Below are 18,286 nucleotides of genomic sequence, written 5' to 3'. Positions count from 1 at the left end.
TTTAGTGATGCTCCTTTCTATCAGACTTGCTGTCGCCGTGCGAGTGGATCGGAATCGGCCGGGTCTCCATGAGGTCCTCCAGCGGATTGCTCTTCACTGCCTGCGTCATTTCTCTTTGCCGTTTTGTATCCAGGACCGCAGTCTCCTCGATATCGGACATCTTGGCGGACGTTTGCGAATCCTGAAAGAAAATGAGATCGAATTTGCCGATCGTGATTTTGTCATTGTCGTGCAAGAATTGGCGAATGACTTTCATCTGGTTGACGAATGTGCCATTGAGGCTATCGAGATCGATAAGCTCCGGCTGGTTGTCGGCAAAGTCGATACGGGCATGCCGACGCGAAATGCCCCGGTTGTCCAACACAATGTCATTGTCGGAAGTGCGACCGATGCTGATATGATCCTTCTCGGTTACTACACGCTCGATGACTTTGTCTGCAAATTTGACAATGATCTCCGGCATCGAAGACGCTCCTTATATACTGATTTTACTTCCAGCAATATCAAAATCGGGCGGCTGCAACCGTGTCACTCGGCTTTCTGCTTCTCTGCAAATGACTTGCCGCTCTTCCCGTATTCCATTATATTTTCGGTATGCTACCGCTAAACTTGAGAGATAGACCCGCTGTTTTCGCGGCACCGCTGGCCGGAGTATCGGACATTGCCTACCGTTCGATCGTTAAACGCATGGGAGCCGATTATACGTTTCCGGAAATGATTGCCTCGGAAGGACTTATCCGTGACAATGGCCGGACAATGGATATGATGCGCCGTTACGACGGCGAGAGCAATGTCGGTTGTCAGTTGTTCGGAACGAGGCCGGAAGCTGTTGCACATGCGGCGAAAGTCGTAGAACAACAAGGGTTTAACTCTGCGGATTTAAATTGCGGTTGTCCGGTTCATAAGGTTGTCGACAAGAATGGCGGAGCGGCCCTGCTCAAGACACCCCTTTTGCTTGGTAAGATAATAGAAGAGTCTGTTAGGGGGATTTCGATTCCGTTCTCGATCAAGATTCGTTCCGGTTGGGACAAAAAATCGATCAACTACGTCGAAATCGGAAAGATCGCCGAACAGAGCGGAGCGGCATACATCACACTTCATGCTCGCACACAGTCGGAGATGTTTCTGCCGGAAGCGCATTGGGATCACATTGCCGAGCTTAAGCAGTCGGTGAAGATTCCGGTAATCGGCAACGGCAATGTCTGGACGGCGGATGACGCCATTCGCATGCTGAAGGAAACGGGCTGTGATGGAGTGATGATTGCATCCGGATCGCTTGGTAATCCGTTCATTTTCCGCGAAATCAGATCAATTCTGGAGACGGGCAATCCGGCAGCACCGGCGACAAATCAGGAGCGTGTCCTGGTGTGTCTCGAACACGTGAAGAAGATGACGGAGCTGTTTGGTGAAGGTCCGGGGATTCGCAGGGCGCGCAAATTGATTGGCTGGTACTACCAGTACATCAGCGGCCGCAAGCGGATCGACCAGCAGTTGTTCCAGGTCGACACTTTTGCTGAAGTTGAGAAATATCTCACCGAGGCATTGACCAAGCTTCAGGAAAAGGCGGCATGACCAGCCGTACCGAGTTAACGAAACTTCTCGAAAATGTGAAGCGGGGCAAGGTGAACATCGCCGATGCGCTTGCACAGCTCAATTCCACACAGTTTGAAGATCTCGGATTTGCCAAGGTTGACCATGGCCGCAGTCTGCGCTGCGGATTTCCAGAGGTCATTTTCGCGCAGGGGAAAACGGCGGCGCAGATTACTGCAATTGCCAAGAAGATAGTACAGCGCGAGGGTGATGTTCTCATTACCAGAATCGACGACAAGAAATTTCAGACCGTCAAGAAATCGTTGAAGGCACTCAACTACTCACCGGACGCGCAGGCAGCATTCATACGAAAATCAAAAGCCAAAGCCAACTCAGGTGTCCTAATCGTTAGTGCGGGTACCTCGGATGTTTCAGTCGCAGAGGAAGCGGCGATCACTTGTGAAGCGCTCGGCTACGTGCCTGAGCGGTTCTACGACGCTGGTGTGGCTGGAATTCACCGCTTATTTGCGGGTTCCGAAAAATTGAAACGCGCCAAGGTCATAATCGTGGTCGCCGGGATGGAAGGCGCATTGCCGTCGGTGGTTGGCGGTTTGGTCGATGTGCCGGTCATAGCGGTGCCGACGTCGGTGGGGTATGGCGCATCGTTTGGCGGAATTGCGGCGCTTCTCGCGATGCTGAATTCATGTGCTTCGGGAGTGACTGTGGTCAACATCGATAACGGATATGGCGCGGCAATGGCGGCTTTGAGGATAATCGGCTCGCGATGAAAATAGGCTATCTCGATTGCTTTTCCGGCGCCGCCGGCGATATGCTGGTCGGTGCGATTATCGATGCCGGATGCGGAGCTGACTTTTTGCAATCGCAGATTGACCTTCTGGGGATACCCGGACTGAAGCTCGTGACATCCTCCGTGAAGAAGCAGGGGCTCCACGGCATCGCTGTGAATTTGAATCGGAAGAAACCAGCCCGCCTCATCGCCATCTCGCGGCGATTGAAAAGATACTCAACAATTCAAAACTCGATCAGGAAATCGTCGCCAAGGCTGTTGCGGTGTTCAAACGCATTGGAGTTGCCGAAGCGAAGATGCACGACCTACCGATTGAGAAAGTGCATTTTCACGAGGTCGGCGCTGTTGACGCGATTTGTGATATTGTCTGCACGATTGCAGGGTTGAAGCATCTGGGAATCGAGCGATTGTATTCTTCGGCGATTCTGCTGGGAAGCGGGATGACCAAGTCGGCGCATGGAATGATCCCATTGCCGGCGCCAGCGACGCTTGAGATCGCGCAGGGATTTCCGGTTAAGCGCATCGACAATGGCAGGGAAATGACGACGCCGACCGGTGCGGCACTGATCGCCGAACTGGCGGAATGCTCGCCCGGATACGAGATGGTTGTGGAGAAGAGCGGTTACGGTGCAGGTACGATGGACTTGGATGACAGACCGAATTTGCTGCGGCTGATTATCGGCGACTCTGCCGGGGCATTCGAGAGCGATACGGTGACGATCATCGAAACCAACATTGACGACGCTACACCGGAGCAAATGGGGCATCTTCAGCAGCGGCTGTTCGAAACCGGCGCGCTGGATGTGTTTGTTGCTTCGATACTGATGAAGAAAAGCCGTCCGGCGCACAAGTTGACCGTAATCGGCCAGCTGGCGACGGCTGATGCTCTGGCGCGGGTGCTATTGCGGGAGTCCTCGACTGCCGGTGTGCGGCTGAGAACGGAATCGCGTTGGAAGCTGAAATATGAGTTCAAAACCGTCCAAACTGAGTTCGGTGAGATAAAAATTAAGTTCTACTTCGGAGGCGATATTCGTAAATTCAGTCCGGAATATGAAGATGTCGTTAGCGCGGCCATGAAAGCGAAAGCGCCGTTCGTGAAAGTATACAATGCGGCGGTGATGGCGGCGAATCTGATAAAGGAGAATTGAGATGAGCGACTTGAAGGTATTAGTATTCGCACAGAAGAAGGGCAATGCGCTGTTGGGTGCGTCGCTGGAAGCGTTAACTGCCGGGCGTCAACTCGCGGACAAACTTGGCGGCAAACTCGCGGCGCTGGTAATAGGCAGCGGCACGGAGTTGCTGGCGAAAACCGCGATCAGTTGCGGGGCAGATGTTTGCTATACCGTTGAGAATCCGTCCCTCGATCAATTCCAGGATGACGCATATGCGCAGATCATCTGTGAAGTTATCAAAGCCAAGTCGCCGCAGATTGTTCTCGGCACTGCCAATGTCTACGGAAAGTCGCTGTTTGGAAGAGTGTCGGGGAAGCTTGGCGTTTCGATCGCCGCAGACTGTAATCAGGTTGATATCGACGCCGAAGGCAAGTTGTCAGTCACGCGTCCGGCGTTTGGCGGCAAGGTGTATCTGACGGTACAGTTCAAATCGACTCCGCAAATCGCGACGCTGCGTCCCAAGGTCTTTGCCGAAGCAGTCGCAAATCCGTCGCGCACCGGCACTGTCGAAGCTTTTGCAAGCTCGGCAACGAGCAAGCTGCAGGTTGAAAGCGGAGCGGCAGGCAGCGGCGGCGAGATTACGCTTGCCGAAGCGGACATCATTGTAGCCGGCGGTCGCGGCCTCAAGGAGCCAGCGAATTTCAAGCTCATCAAGGACCTGGCAGACGCCGTGGGCGGAGCGGTTGGTGCTTCGCGCGCAGTTGTCGACGCAGGGTGGATTCAGTACAAGCATCAGGTCGGACAGACCGGCCGCACGGTCAATCCCAAGCTCTACTTCGCTCTGGGAATCTCGGGCGCGATTCAGCATCTCATCGGTATGCAGTCCTCGGGAACCATCGTTGCCGTTAATCGCGACGCGGATGCGCCGATTTTCAATGTCGCGACATATGGAATCGTCGGCGATTTGTTCGAGATCGTTCCGGCATTGACGGAGAAGTTCGCGAAAGAGTTGAAGAAGTAGACGGTAGGTAAACTCGCTGGGGCTGTAGCGAGACCACCGCAAAGGGACTGTTGAAAAAACTCGCGGTTTTCCGATCAGTGCGAATCCGGCAATTACCCAAGCTGGATTCCCGCTTTCGCGGGAATGACTAACATGTAGGACGGCGATATGGATGAGACTATTCCCAATTCAAGGCGGCTTTTTCGACAGTCCCCAAGCCCGACAAGAGCGGGCCAGGACGGTGGGGCACCGGCTGTCCAAAAGGAATTCGGGAAGTGAACCCAAGATTTGCTGCTATCGATATCGGTTCCAACTCTTCGCTTTTGCTCATTCTCGAACTTGGCGATGATGGTATCGCGAGAGTCGTGATTGATACCAAGGCTTCAACAAGACTCTCTTCGGGAACCCACGGTGGCGCGGCTATGGCTGGGGAACCGCTCGCACGTCAGTTTACAGCGCTCGATAGATTCGCCGAAATAATCAAAGAAAAGCAAGTTGAATCGGTAGTTGCCTGCGGGACACAAGTATTTCGCAACGCAAGCAATGGCCGCGAAGTGGCCGCAGAGATTACTCGTCGCTACGGCTGGGAGATGCAGATCATTTCCGGCGAACGCGAGGCGGAGCTATCGTATCGTGCGGCTTCAACAGGACTAAGCAAGATTGCGGAGAGGCGCGTTGTAATCGATGTCGGCGGGGGATCGAGCGAAGTGATTTTCGGCAAGGGCGACCAGATCGAATGGAGTCAGAGTTTTCCTATCGGCGCGGTCAGTATTACTGATAAATTTGGGTCGAATCTGGAATCGGCACGGTCATACATCGAAGGGGTATTGTCAGGGCTACAAACTGCGTGGAGCAAATACGAATCAACCGAGGCTGAGACCGAAGTTGTGGCGGTTGGCGGTACGGCGGCCACTTTGGCGGCAGTGAGTCTTGAGCAGAAAATATTTAATCCGAAGACCATCCACGGTGTACAACTCTCAAGAATCTGGATAGAGAACACGATTAGCCGGTTGAATGGCCTTGAAATCGCCGAACGACGCGAATTGATGCCGTTTGATCCTGATCGCGCCGACATCATTGTTGCCGGGGCGCTCATTGTGCTGATTGTGCTGGAAAACCTAAAGGCGGACCGGGTCGTGGTATCCAATTGCGGACTACGCTGGGGGCTTATCACAACGGCATTTCCCCAGTTGCGACAAGCGCGAATTGAACAATAGCCTCGCACCGGGCGTCTATAAAACAGCTTGACTAAGGCCTCCAAAGGCCTAATTTGACGCTGGAGGAAACCTTATCGATTGATTGGCAAGGATTGAAGTTTAGTACTCAGGAACGAATTTGAATAATGTGCTGCAGAAATGCCGGACTTTTTGCGTAATTGCGCGGTTGCGGCTTTTTTTGTTTCTGGAATTGAGGTAAATATCGAAATGAAAAAGACATTCGTACTCACCACACTGCTGTTGATACTGGCCTCAGTCCAGGCATTCGGCTGGATGAGTTTCCGGCTGGAGGACCCGATTGAGGGACTGCTAAGCAACAGCGTGACGCAGATCATCTATGACGGGGAGTATATCTGGCTGGCAACCGGTGACGGACTCGCGGGCAGTAATGATGGCGGCGTCAGTTGGATTACCTTCAATAAGGACAATGCCTTTGCCGGGAGCGGAATTTCTGCACTGGCTCTTGCCGGAAACCGCCTGATGGTCGCGACGGCGGATATCGAGATTAACGGTATGGGCTCCGGATTTTACTACACCGATGACAACGGGCAAACCTTCAATGCAGTCGATAACCCGATGTTCTCAAACCTTGGCAAGCTTTCCTACGACCTTTCCGTGTTGGACAGCGTGGCATATTCCACGAATTTTAACGGCGGCCTTTTGCGTAGTCTCGACGGCGGCCTTAGTTGGCATAATATCTTCATTGATGCTGTGTTGGACAGCGTCTTTGAGGATGACAGCACGTTCATTGAAACCGGTTACGAGCGCGGACGCTACTTCTCGTCAGTGATCGATCCGTATCACGATGACACTACTATCGTATGGGCAGGCTCGGCCGAGGGTGTTCAGAGATTGTATTACATCGGCAAGCATAAGAAACTCGCCAGCACTCGCGTCAACGATATCGGCAATGATGGCCACGACTGGTGGTATGGTACCGATCGCGGCGTCAGTTTCTTCAATGATACCATTCAGATTTTCTATACCTACGACACCGACAACGGTTTTCCATCGAACTATGTCAGCGCGATTGCCGTCAAGGGAGATCTTGTCATTGCGGGATTGTACGACACGCTGACTTCAAGTTCGCTTGGATTTGCAGTTAGCAATAACGCCGGTGCAAGCTGGACTCTTGAGGAGCCGGCAGGAGCAGTCGGGGCTAACCACAAGATTGAAGACATCAAATTTCATGGCGACATCGCCTATGCTGCATGCGATCAAGGTGGATTGTTGCGGTCGACCGATCAGGGCCAAAGTTGGTCTGTTTACTATCCCAACAACATTGTTAGCCCGCCAATAGTGGACTTGCCAATTTACCACATACATGCAATCGATATAGCTGAACGGGAAGATTTCAGTAGAATGGCAGTCGGCACCGATTCGGGAGTCGTTGCATTCTATTATAGCGAAGCGGGAGATCTCGATTCGACAGCGCATTTGCGGATGTTTGATAACGCAACGTATGGCCAGAAAGTGGTGTCGCTGTCGACGTTCAAGACGACTTTCGGCGAAGAATATTGGGCGTGTGTTCGTCCATACAAGACCACTGTTGGTGCACAACCGGCAGTGCTTAGAAGCATTGACCATGGTCTGACCTGGGACCATCATTTAACCGGTCCGCCGGCGCTTGTTTCGAATCAGATTGAAATTGGCGAGATGTATGGCGATACCGTCATCTGGGTTGCGTCCGATCAGGGGATTCGCATCAGCACCAATCTCGGCATTCGCTGGGACGTTGCAACTGCAATCGACATTTTGACCGGGCAGGGAATAAACGCCGACGCGAAACAGCTTTGTGTTTACATGAGTGAGACCGAATCGCATTTCGGTTCGGCAGAAAACGGCGTAGCTCAGCACTATCTTGGGATCATTGTCGATGCTGCCCGTTTTAACTACCGTATTCAGCGCCCAAATCTCGATCCAGATGAATTCGATTTCGTGGGGCGGTCCTATACTGCAACTGGCGTGGTTCCGGGTGATAGCGCGCTTGCCGGCAATTTCGTGGTGGCAATGGCTCTTCAGCGCACCGGCGACAGTTCGTTGATTTGGGCAGCGGTGAGGCCGGCGCTGGAATCAGGCGGCAGGAACGGAATATCCTTTACTTCAGACCGCGGACTGTCGTGGAAGTTTACTCTGAACGATACACAGGTCTGGAATTTTGAGTTCAATGGCGACACGGCTTTCGCAGCCGCCAGCCAAGGTTTGTACATGACGACTGACTTTGGCGAGAATTGGGAGCAGATTTCTATAAATGACCCTGTCACGGGTCGGTCAATTTCTGATTCGGTCGAGGTCTATGCCATTACGCTAATCGGAAATGAGTATTGGGTTGGCACCGATGACGGTATTGCCAAGAGCACCAATCTCGTCGATTGGACGATCATTCGCACATTCGTCGAGATTCCCGTAGACGCCGGAGAAGATGAGCGCTCGTTCGTGACACCGAATCCGTTTTCACCGTACTTGGCGAGTCAGGAAATGAAGTTCCATTATCTGCTGAAGCAGCCGGGTGATGTAACGATCACTATTTATGACTTTGCGAATAACGTCGTGAGGAAGGTTCTTGACGGCGAGCCGCGTCAGGCGAATCTTCAGTATGACGATCTCGATACCTGGGACGGCAAGAACAGCCAGGGCGATGAGGTGGCTGCCGGGGTATATTTCTACTTGCTTGAATCCACCGGCGGCGATAAGCTGTGGGGAAAGTTTATGGTGATTCCATGAAAACGACACTACGATCTCTGATAGTTGCTGCAGTTACGCTGCTGACGGTTTCGACTTCTTTCGCAGCTGACTATGGCGGCTATGCCGGAGCATTCATGCAGCTCTCAGTGCATCCGCGTGCGACGGGTATGGGCAACGCTTTTACCGCGGTCTCGGATGACATTTCGGGAATTTTCTTCAATCCGGGTGCAGTAGCGCAGGTCCAGCGCATCAGTGTCGGCGGCGCCTATCGCGACTTGTCATTGGGACGATCACTGCAACAGGTTGCGGTGCTGTTTCCGGTGCGCGGCGAGGCGGCTATTGCATTTTCCGGCGAGATGGCTTCAATGAGCGGCATCATGGGTAGAGACGAACGCGGCGTCGAAACCGGCGAGCTCGACAATCTCGATGCAGTGCTGGGGATAACCTTCTCGCGTCGGTTCTCGCGCTATCTAACGCTCGGCGGCAATGTGCGCTACTATCACAAGAAACTCGAATCGACTTCGTCGTACTCGGCTGGTTTTGACATCGGCGGTATGGTGCATCTCGATCGCGAAGTTCTGGCACTCGATGGACCAATCGACCTGCTTCGCTTCGGAGCGGTCGTTCGCAATATTGCAGCGAAGTATCCGTGGAATACGGGCGACTACTGGGCGGAAAGAGGCGAACTCGGTTCAGATATCACTGACGATGTGCCAATATCTGTGCGGGCAGGCGCTTCGGTGTTATTCTTGAAATCGCGCGCCTTGCTTTCGGTCGAAGGCGAAAAGGACGAACAGAAATCAGTCAAATTTCACGCCGGCGGCGAGTTCTATATCGTACCTCAGCTGGCTCTTCGCGGCGGAATTTCGGCAGGCGAGCCGACATTTGGTGTTGGTTTCAAGGTGCCGGTGAATCGTCTCGACGCGCGGCTTGATATCGCGATCGAGCAAGCGCCAAACATCGGCGGTTGGGAAACCATCGCCGGATTTTCGGTAGGATTCTAAATTGATGCAGTCAAAATTCGTTCGATTGGCAGCGGCAATAATGGCAGGTGCCGCTACTGTAGCTCTCAGTTCATCTTTACTCGCGGCAGAACCGGGAAATGTCGGGTTCAACTTCCTTAAGGTGTCGCCCGGAGCGCGTAATGCGGGTATGGGCGATGTCGGTACATCGGTCAACACGAGTTTGTTCGGTGTCTACTTCAACCCAGCCGCCACAGCGCGGACATCGGGTTCATCGATTGGATTCATGCACCACGAAGGCATATTCGATACCCGGCGGGAGTTTATCGGCGGTGCTACGCAGATGTTGGGCGGCGTTGTGACGGCGGGATTCGACTATTTCAAGGTCGGATCACTCGAACAGCGAGTCGGTCCTTCCGAAGAACCAATCGGGATATTCGATGCGCAAGATATGCTGGTATTTGCAGGATATTCGCGGGTGTTTTCGCCCAAGATGACTGCCGGGTTTACGGCAAAGTACGCTGCCGAGAAGATCGAAACTCGCACCGCTGATGCGGTGATGTTCGATGCCGGTCTGCAATTCGTGCCGATGGACAAGATGACAATCGGTCTGGCGCTTCGTCACATGGGATCCAAGCCAAAATTCGGCGAAGAGGAAATTGATCTGCCGTTGACGTTTGCCGGCGGGGCAAGCGTCGATGTAAATAATCTTATACTTGCAGTCGAAGCCACTGCGCCAAAAGAGTCGGATGTCCGTATCAATATCGGCGCCGAAAAAACTTTCGCGAAAATGGTGGCGATTCGCGGCGGATATAAGATCGGCTACGATGAAGAGGATTTCGCGGCCGGAATCGGTTTCAAGAAATCGATATGGGAGATTGATTACGCATTTGTTCCTTATAAATCTGGTTTGGGCTCGGCTCACCGCTTCGCCCTGACCGTGAATCTCAAGTGAGTTGAAGGGTAAAGTATGGCAAAGTACAAAATAGCGTGGCTTCCGGGAGACGGCGTCGGGGTGGATGTCATGGAAGCTACGCGCGTCGTGCTCGACAAAATGAAGATCGATGCAGAGTATCCACACGGTGACATCGGCTGGGAGTTCTGGTGCCGCGAAGGAAATCCGCTTCCAGATAGAACGATCAAACTACTTAAGGAAACCGACTGCGCGTTGTTTGGTGCGATAACTTCCAAGCCAAAGGAAGAGGCACAGGAAGAGCTTGTCGGCGACCTTAAGGGCAAGAACCTGATTTATTCTTCTCCAATTGTTCGTCTGCGTCAGGAATTTGATCTGCGTACGAACAAGCGCCCCTGCAAGGCTTATCCGGGCAATCCGTTGAACTTCAAGGACGGAATCGATATCACCGTATTCCGCGAAAACACCGAAGACCTGTATGTCGGCGTGGAATATTATCCCATCCCCAAGGACTTGTCGACTCTGATGGCGAGCCACAACAAGAAGATGAAACGCTTTGCGGAAATGCCCGAGGGCGAAGTCGCGATGTCGTGCCGCCTGATCTCCAAGACTGCATCGCGCAATATCATTCGCGACGCATTCGAAGAAGCCAAGAAGACCGGCAAGAAGGCAGTAACGATTGTCGAGAAGCCGAACGTACTGCGCGAAACCTCCGGCGTGTTTGTCCGCGAGGGTCGCAAGCTGCACAGCGACTATCCCGGCATCGAATTGTGGGAGACCAATATCGACGCCATGTGCATGTGGCTGATCAAGAACCCGAACGATTACTCGGTTATCGTGACCAGCAATATGTTCGGCGATATCATCTCCGATCTGTGCGCCCAGCTTGTCGGCGGACTTGGATTCGCCAGTTCCGGAAACATCGGCGATAAGTATGCCGTGTTTGAACCGACGCACGGCTCAGCGCCGAAATACGCCGGTCAATACAAGGTCAATCCGGTGGCAACATTCCTTGCGGCGAAGTTGATGCTGGAATGGCTTGGTGAGACGAAACAAGCTGATCGGCTTGAAACAGCGATTGCCGAAGTCATCAAGGAAGGCAAGGTCCGCACCTACGATATGGGCGGAAAGTCCTCGACGATGGATGTCGCTAACGCGGTTGCGGCAAAACTGTAGTCAGATACTTCAGAGTAGGTACTTTAGGCGAGCGGGTGATTTCATCCGCTCGTTTCTTTTTCAGCTTCAATTCGAAGTTGTCGCTCCCTAACTGCCTGCAACAATGAGCCGAACTCGGCGCCTATCAGGAATACGAAGGCGGAGTAGTACACCCACAAGAACAGCAAGATCGCCGAAGTGAACGAACCATAGACGGTAAACGCCTGCTCAAAATTGCGGACGTAGTAGTCGAACAGCAATTTGGCGGCTTCCCACAAGAGCGCCGCCAGGAGTGCGCCATAGAATGAACTGCGCAAATGTCCCCAGCGATTGGGGAGCAGGTAGAATATCCAAGTAAAGAGCAGGGTCGAGATCAAGACCGGTGCAAGAAAGGAAATCACCGCGCCGATGACAGGAACTTCGATGATCGACATTTGCAGAAACGGAATTTGCCCATGCTGAACTGCGCGCATGATACTGGTGAGCAAAATTGAAACGAGCACGAATATCATCATCGTCGGAATGCAAACAAACGCGATGAGCTTGGACGCCCAAAACGTTCGGCCTCGGCGACAGCGCCAAATTTTGTTCATCGCGTACTCAGTGACGTCGAAGACCTTCGAGCCTGCCCATAGGAGTCCGAGTGCCGCAATGAATCCGTACACTGTTTCGCTATGTGAAGTATTCTTAAATGTCTCAAGCGAGGCTGCCGCTGCTCCGGGGAAGTTTTGCGCGATGAAGGCGAGAACATCTTTGAGCGCAGTCTCCGAAGATGCGAGAACGTGTCCAAGCACAGACGCTGCCAACAGCATGAAGGGGAGAAACGAAAGTATCGCAAAGAACGAGATTGATGCCGCCATCGATGATGTGCGGTCGAGCGAGAATGTACGACGAACGATCAGGACCGCGAGACGCAAGCCACCTCGGATCAAGAGTCATCTCCCGAGAGCAGTATGCCCACCGGCTTGAGCGAATCAACGTTGTCGCAAAACACCTTGATTGCGGCAGTAATCGGCACTGCCAATACGATTCCAACCGCTCCCCACAACCAGCCCCAGTAGATTGTCGAAACCAGTTGGGCGAGCAGACTGATATTGAGCGAACCTTGCAGCATGCGCGGCATGATGATATTCGACTCCACGAATTGAACTGCCATGAAGAACGCCAATACCAGAAGCACTGCGGTAATCGAATTGAACTGCACCAGAGCCATGATCATCGGCGGTACAGCGCCGACATACGCGCCGAGGTAGGGGACGAGATTCAGAATCGCAGCCAACGGACCCCAGATATAGGCGTACTTGACGCCGCCAATCAACAAGCCAACCGTAAACACTATGGCCAGCCCGACCATTGTGATAAATCGCACCCAGATGTATCCCGCGATGCGGTTTGAAACCTCGTCGACCATTCCGGAGGTCGCTTTCGCACGTCCGGCGCCGAAAATGTTTTTCAGGCGGCGATGATAGGCGGGCTGTTCGATCAGAACGAATATCGTAAGCAAGAACACCAAGACTGCCTGACCAACGAAGCTCAGCACCGAGCCGACCCCCTTGAAGAAGTATTTGGGTACTGAAGATAGACTGGTAACGTCAATTTTTTGCAGTAGTTCATTCACATTGGAATTCACCAGCGTGTCAAGGAATCCGGGCATATTGGGGAGCTTCTGCAGGCGCAATTCCTGGAATTGATCCCAGTATGCCGGTACCGACGCAACAAATTCCGATCCTTGGTCATAGATCAATAGCCCAACCAGTGACAACAGCAAAATCGCCACAATCATTACGATCATGACGGCAACCAGATGCGGAACTTTCCATCTCTTCAGGCGCGCAATTGCGGGCCAGAGCACATAGGCCAGGGTTATTGCCATTACTGTCGGAACGAGCACGACGGCGGCGAAGTAACAAAGCGCGGTGAACGCCGAGAGTGCGAGAATCGGTATAGCGATTTCGTTTAGCGAAAGACCGTCATCATTTTTCATATCATCACTCTCCGATAAGTTTCAAAAACTCAGACTCTGAAAGCGTTGCCACTTTCAGACGGGCGGCATCGTCGGCCTTGGATCCGGGATCGACGCCGACAACAACATAGTCTGTTTTTTTCGATACGCTCGATGACACTTTGGCGCCAAGGTCGAGAAGTTTCTTCTTTGCCTGATCGCGCGAGTACTTCTCCAGTCCGCCGGTAATGACAAAGGTCTTGCCGGCAAGCGGTTTTGGCCCGGCTGAAGACTCATGCGTCGGGAACTGTCCCCAGGTAGTCTTAAGCTTGTTGATTACACCCTGATTTTGTTGATTGGCGAAGAAATCTACAATGCTTGAAGCCACAATCGGGCCAATCCCTTCGACGGCGCTGAGTTCCGTTACCTGTGCCTGCGCGATAGCTTCCAGCGAACCGAATGATACTGCCAACACGCGGGAAACGTGCTCGCCGACGTTGTTGATGCCGAGCGCTGCAATCAGATGGGGCAGGTCGGCGTCTTTGCTCTTCTCGATAGAGGCAATGATGTTCTTGGCGGATTTTTCACCCATCCGTTCGAGCGCCGTCAATTTGTCCAATTGCAAGCTGTATAAATCGGCGAAATTGCCAATCAGCTTGCTTTCAAGCATCTGCTCAATCAGTTTCGGACCCAGCCCGTCGACATCGACGCCGCCTTTGGAAGCGAAGTGGATGATTCGCTCGGCGACTTGCGCCGGACAGGACAAATTCGGACAGCGGTGGACGGCCTCGCCCTCAATGCGGTCAACCTCGCTGTCGCAGACCGGGCAATTCGAGGGCATTACAAAGACCTTCTCTTTGCCGGTGCGTTTGTTGGCAAGCGGCTTGACGACTTCGGGGATAACGTCGCCGGCGCGCTGAATGATGACGTGGTCGCCGATGCGGATGTCTTTGCGGATTACCTCGTCATAGTTGTGCAGTGTCGCTCTTTTTACTTCGACGCCGCCAACCCGGACCGGTTTGAGCCAGGCGACCGGAGTAAGCGCACCGGTGCGACCGACCTGGATGACGATATCTTCAACGATAGTCTCTTCCTGTTGCGGGGGGAATTTCATGGCGATCGCCCAGCGGGGTGAACGCGACAATTCGCCGAGCTTCTGCTGTTGTCGGAAGGAGTTGACTTTGACGACCATGCCGTCGATGTCATATTCCAGCGATGCGCGCTTTTCGTTCAGGTACTCGTATCGTTTTAGCACTTCCTCGGCGTAGAAGCGCAATTGAGCCTCGGGAGTAACTTCGAATCCGAGTTTGGTAAGTAGCCGCAGTAACTCCCACTGATTGCCGATTTCGACACCATCAAGCCTGCCGACGCCATGGGCGTGGAAGCGCAGAGGGCGCGAGGCTGAAATGGCCGGATCGAGCTGCCGCAGCGAGCCTGCCGCGGTGTTGCGCGGATTGGCGTAGAGTTCTTCGCCTTTTTCTTCGCGCTCCTTGTTCAACTTGGCAAAATCGGGTTTGGTGATAATGATCTCGCCGCGCACTTCAAGCAGTGAGACCTTCTTGTCGGCAAGTTTGAGCGGGATGTTCTTCACGGTTTTGAGATTGGCAGTGACATCCTCGCCGACAGTGCCGTCGCCGCGAGTTAGGCCCAGTGTGAAGACGCTTTGTTCATAGATTAGCTCAACCGCTAAGCCGTCCAACTTGGGTTCGGTCAGGTACTCTACTGTTTCCGAATCGCCGAGTAATATCTCATTGACCCGGCGTTCGAAATCGAGGAATTCATCCGGGGTAATCGCCTTGTTGAGTGACAGCATTGGAATCGCCCGGCGCACGGAGCGAAATGCGGTCGCCGGCGCCGCACCAACTCGCTGAGTGGGAGAGTCTGGGCGCTTTAACTCAGGGAATTCCGACTCGAGTTTTGTCAGTTCGTCGAAGAGCCGGTCGTATTCGGCGTCGGTAATCTCCGGATCATCGAGCTGATAATAACGTTGGTTGTGATAGCTGATCTGCTCGACGAGTTCGTCGATGCGTTTGCGGGCGTCGGTTTTCTTCATAGTCTTCAAATCTACGATAGTTGATAGATGCTGTCAATCTCCGAGTCGGGGCAGGATCGTACTTGTTGCTTCAGCGTGGCAGTTGCCAATGTCGACGTTTTCGCTTGACGTGCCCTGATAGCATACATTATTTGCAGTATCAATAAAGCTCCGCTGAGCGGAGCAGGGGAGACTATTTTGAAAGCACAAATCTTCAATTCGTCCAAATGGTGGCTCGTTGTTGCAGTCGTCTTGAGTTTCACAATGGCTGGAGCATCGACGGCTTCGGGTCAGGCGAAGGTCGGCGGACCGTCGTACCCGTGGCATGAGTTTGCCACCGGATTCAGCCATTCTCATCTGTCGATGAAATTCATGGGTGCCGGCGCATACAGCCGCGGCGGAGAAGGTGTCGCATTCCTCAATGGTGCGCAGGCATTGCTGGTCAATCCGGCAAATCTCTTCTCTCACAATCGCTGGGAAGTCTACATTGACGGTGAGCTGGGCAGATCACAGGACGAAAGCCGCTACTTGAGCCCTGATGCGAGTTTTGGCACGATTAGTCAGTCTATTAGAGTCAACGAAAAGTTCACTGGAGGATTGGCGCTTTCGCGCATCAGGGATTTTGCTCACTCGATTCGCTACGCTGAGATCGGTTACGAAGGCCCGACTGGACGGACAGTTTATGTTGAGTCGGAAACGCAGTTGACGCAGTTGTCAGCCGCGATCGCCTTTCGCATCTACAGCGACTTGCGATTCGGTTTTGCAGTACATGCCTTGAATTACAGCCTCGACTATCGGGACAATTTGTTTCACATCGTCGACATTAGCGATGACCAACGCTTTCTGCTATTCCAGCTCGGCCTGACCAAACAACTCGGAGAAATGCGCCTTGCCGTATCGCTTAAGAGCGGTGAAGACTATGGTCTCAAAGAGGACCTCGGTTTCACAAATTCAGGTGAACGCAGTGTCAAGATTCCGGCAGAACTGGGAGTGGGGGCAGTCTATCGCGATCTGGCTTCGGTCGATTTTAAGTACTATTTCATCGAGTCGTCGTATTATGACGACGAGAAGCTCTATCAGATCGGCGGCGGAATACATCTGCCGCTGTATAGTAGGAACGACCGAAACATGATTCATTTGAATGTCGGTGCGATGTATCGGGATGTGCCCGATTATTATGCCGAATTCGAACAAATATTCCTGAATTTCGGGACTGAAGTCGAATTCGGACCTGCGAACCTGTATCTGACACTGTTTAACAGCGAGTTGTCGAGCCGCGAAGAGGCGAGGATTACTGAGCTGATTGCCGGTCTGAATTTGCGCATTAAGTAGCAGTCTACGACAAGTGTTAAATCTTGACACTTGAATCCGAAATTGCTCACTTGTCGGGTATGAAACTAAATAATTCCGACTCGACTAAGATCATCTGTACGCTCGGGCCATCCAGCTCTGACGAGCGCACGATAGAGCAACTTGCCCGCCACGGCATGGCGGTTGCCCGCCTCAATTTCTCTCACGGCACGCACGACTTCCACAAATTGTTGATTTCCCGCGTCCGCAAAGTCTCGCGCAAGCTGGGCCAGCCGATTGCCATTCTTCAGGACCTTTCGGGGCCGAAGATTCGTGTTGGCCGCGTCGCTGATGGCGCGGTCAGGATCGAAACCGGATCAACACTGACCGTTGTGGCTCACGATATCCTCGGGAATTCCCAGATGATTTCGGCCTCACCGGCGAACTTGATTCCCGATCTCAAACCAGGAGATTTGATTTTCATCGACGATGGAATGATCCGACTGCAAGTACTCGAATCGGGCCACGAGTCTACCAAGGCGACAGTCATCAAAGGCGGATTGCTTAAAGAGCACAAGGGAATCAATCTGCCCCATTCGACGTTGACACTTCCGTCGCTTACCAAGAAGGATCTGAAAGACCTCGCTTTTGGTCTGGAAGAAGGAGTCGATTGGATTGCGCTATCATTTGTTCGGTCAGCCGCAGATGTGATTCAGCTTAAGAAAGAGATCGCCAAGCGCGGCTACGATACGCCTGTAATCGCGAAACTGGAGAAGCCGCAAGCGATCAAGAAGCTGTCCGAAATTGTCGAAGCCGCTGACGCTATCATGGTAGCGCGCGGTGATCTCGGTGTGGAGATGCCGCTTGACGAAGTTCCGATGATTCAGAAAACGATCATCACTACGGCTAACGAGATGCACAAACCGGTGATCACGGCAACGCAAATGCTGGAATCGATGACGCAAAACATCACGCCGACCCGTGCCGAAGTGTCCGATGTCGCCAATGCCATTCTTGACGGTACCGACTGCGTGATGCTTTCGGGCGAGACAGCTTCGGGACAGTATCCGGTCGAGGTGGTTGCGCAGATGGCGAGGATCGTCCATACAACCGAATCGCGAATGAAGAGCCGTTTCGAGCCGGTATTCAATTTCGTCGGCAAACCCGCCTGCGAGTTCCCGGTGGCAATCGCGGAAGCGGCTATTTCTATGGCTCAGGAAATCGATGCCCGTCTGATCGCCTGTTTTACCCAATCCGGCCTGTCAGCACGATTGCTTTCCAAGGAGAAGGCGTCTGTTCCGATTATCGCCTTCACGCCGCACCGGGCCATCGTGAACCGGTTGGCTCTGCTACGCGGGGTATTCCCGAGTTTCGTCCCGCATTTCCGGTCGGTCGATCAGATGATCAACCACGTTGAACGGAGCCTCAAAAAGGACGGAATCGTCAAGAAGGGCGACAATGTCGTGATAGTGGCGTCGGCGCCGGTCAATGTCCATGGCGACACGAATATGCTGAAACTTCACGCGATATCGTAGACCCGACATGTAGGTCCAACCAGACAACCGAAAAACAGTCAGAGTCCCGGTCGCAAGGACTCTCCATTTCCTGTTGCAATGCCAAGCCAATGGAGTATATTTACT

15 protein-coding genes are annotated in these 18,286 nt (G+C 53.1%); 11 read left to right on the top strand and 4 right to left on the bottom strand.

Features of this window, described 5'->3' with window-relative positions:
• Position 1: 1 nt before the first annotated feature.
• Positions 2–463: an FHA domain-containing protein gene (locus IPH59_16750; GenBank protein MBK7093335.1), complete on the bottom strand. Its 462-nt coding sequence runs from the start codon at positions 461–463 to the stop codon at positions 2–4.
• Positions 464–609: 146 nt separating this feature from the next.
• Between IPH59_16750 and dusB the strand changes: the two genes are divergently transcribed.
• The 9 genes from dusB to IPH59_16705 all read left to right on the top strand — a co-directional run bounded on the left by dusB (position 610) and on the right by IPH59_16705 (position 11,403).
• Complete coding sequence (dusB, locus tag IPH59_16745; protein MBK7093334.1) at positions 610–1,572, top strand: tRNA dihydrouridine synthase DusB; 963 nt, start codon at positions 610–612, stop codon at positions 1,570–1,572.
• Positions 1,569–2,318, top strand: a complete 750-nt coding sequence (gene larB / locus IPH59_16740) for a nickel pincer cofactor biosynthesis protein LarB (protein MBK7093333.1) — start codon at positions 1,569–1,571, stop codon at positions 2,316–2,318. Before dusB ends, larB begins: the two co-directional genes overlap by 4 nt.
• Positions 2,319–2,454: 136 nt before the next feature.
• The gene (gene larC, locus IPH59_16735) at positions 2,455–3,486 is read left to right on the top strand and encodes a nickel pincer cofactor biosynthesis protein LarC (protein MBK7093332.1); all 1,032 of its coding nucleotides are present in this window, start codon (positions 2,455–2,457) and stop codon (positions 3,484–3,486) included.
• Between the two features lies 1 nt (position 3,487).
• Positions 3,488–4,471: an electron transfer flavoprotein subunit alpha/FixB family protein gene (locus IPH59_16730; protein MBK7093331.1), complete on the top strand. Its 984-nt coding sequence runs from the start codon at positions 3,488–3,490 to the stop codon at positions 4,469–4,471.
• Positions 4,472–4,725: 254 nt separating this feature from the next.
• Positions 4,726–5,667, top strand: coding sequence for a hypothetical protein (locus tag IPH59_16725; protein ID MBK7093330.1), 942 nt, complete (start codon positions 4,726–4,728; stop codon positions 5,665–5,667).
• Between the two features lie 207 nt (positions 5,668–5,874).
• Complete coding sequence (locus IPH59_16720; protein ID MBK7093329.1) at positions 5,875–8,391, top strand: hypothetical protein; 2,517 nt, start codon at positions 5,875–5,877, stop codon at positions 8,389–8,391.
• Positions 8,388–9,356: a PorV/PorQ family protein gene (locus IPH59_16715; protein ID MBK7093328.1), complete on the top strand. Its 969-nt coding sequence runs from the start codon at positions 8,388–8,390 to the stop codon at positions 9,354–9,356. The genes IPH59_16720 and IPH59_16715 overlap by 4 nt, the downstream gene beginning before the upstream one ends.
• A gap of 4 nt (positions 9,357–9,360) precedes the next feature.
• Positions 9,361–10,269, top strand: coding sequence for a PorV/PorQ family protein (locus IPH59_16710; GenBank protein ID MBK7093327.1), 909 nt, complete (start codon positions 9,361–9,363; stop codon positions 10,267–10,269).
• A 15-nt stretch (positions 10,270–10,284) separates the two neighbouring features.
• The gene (locus IPH59_16705) at positions 10,285–11,403 is read left to right on the top strand and encodes an isocitrate/isopropylmalate dehydrogenase family protein (protein MBK7093326.1); all 1,119 of its coding nucleotides are present in this window, start codon (positions 10,285–10,287) and stop codon (positions 11,401–11,403) included.
• Between the two features lie 41 nt (positions 11,404–11,444).
• Here IPH59_16705 and IPH59_16700 read toward each other — a convergent pair whose 3' ends face one another.
• The 3 genes from IPH59_16700 to ligA are packed head-to-tail and all read right to left on the bottom strand — an operon-like array spanning position 11,445 to position 15,377.
• A complete protein-coding gene (locus IPH59_16700; protein ID MBK7093325.1) occupies positions 11,445–12,314 on the bottom strand; it encodes a YihY/virulence factor BrkB family protein in 870 nt (289 codons plus the stop codon).
• Complete coding sequence (locus IPH59_16695; protein ID MBK7093324.1) at positions 12,311–13,366, bottom strand: AI-2E family transporter; 1,056 nt, start codon at positions 13,364–13,366, stop codon at positions 12,311–12,313. Before IPH59_16695 ends, IPH59_16700 begins: the two co-directional genes overlap by 4 nt.
• A gap of 4 nt (positions 13,367–13,370) precedes the next feature.
• Positions 13,371–15,377 (bottom strand): NAD-dependent DNA ligase LigA, encoded by a 2,007-nt coding sequence (ligA, locus tag IPH59_16690; protein MBK7093323.1) that lies wholly within the window; start codon positions 15,375–15,377, stop codon positions 13,371–13,373.
• 177 nt (positions 15,378–15,554) lie between these two features.
• Between ligA and IPH59_16685 the strand changes: the two genes are divergently transcribed.
• Both IPH59_16685 and pyk read left to right on the top strand, forming a co-directional pair.
• Entirely contained in the window at positions 15,555–16,688 is a 1,134-nt protein-coding gene (locus IPH59_16685) for a hypothetical protein (protein ID MBK7093322.1), read from the top strand.
• Between the two features lie 59 nt (positions 16,689–16,747).
• Positions 16,748–18,181: a pyruvate kinase gene (gene pyk, locus IPH59_16680; protein ID MBK7093321.1), complete on the top strand. Its 1,434-nt coding sequence runs from the start codon at positions 16,748–16,750 to the stop codon at positions 18,179–18,181.
• Positions 18,182–18,286: the final 105 nt, after the last annotated feature.

The sequence above is a fragment of the bacterium genome, from assembly GCA_016708315.1.
Lineage (GTDB): Bacteria > Zixibacteria > MSB-5A5 > CAIYYT01 > CAIYYT01 > JADJGC01.
This window is presented reverse-complemented; position numbering and strand designations above follow the sequence as displayed.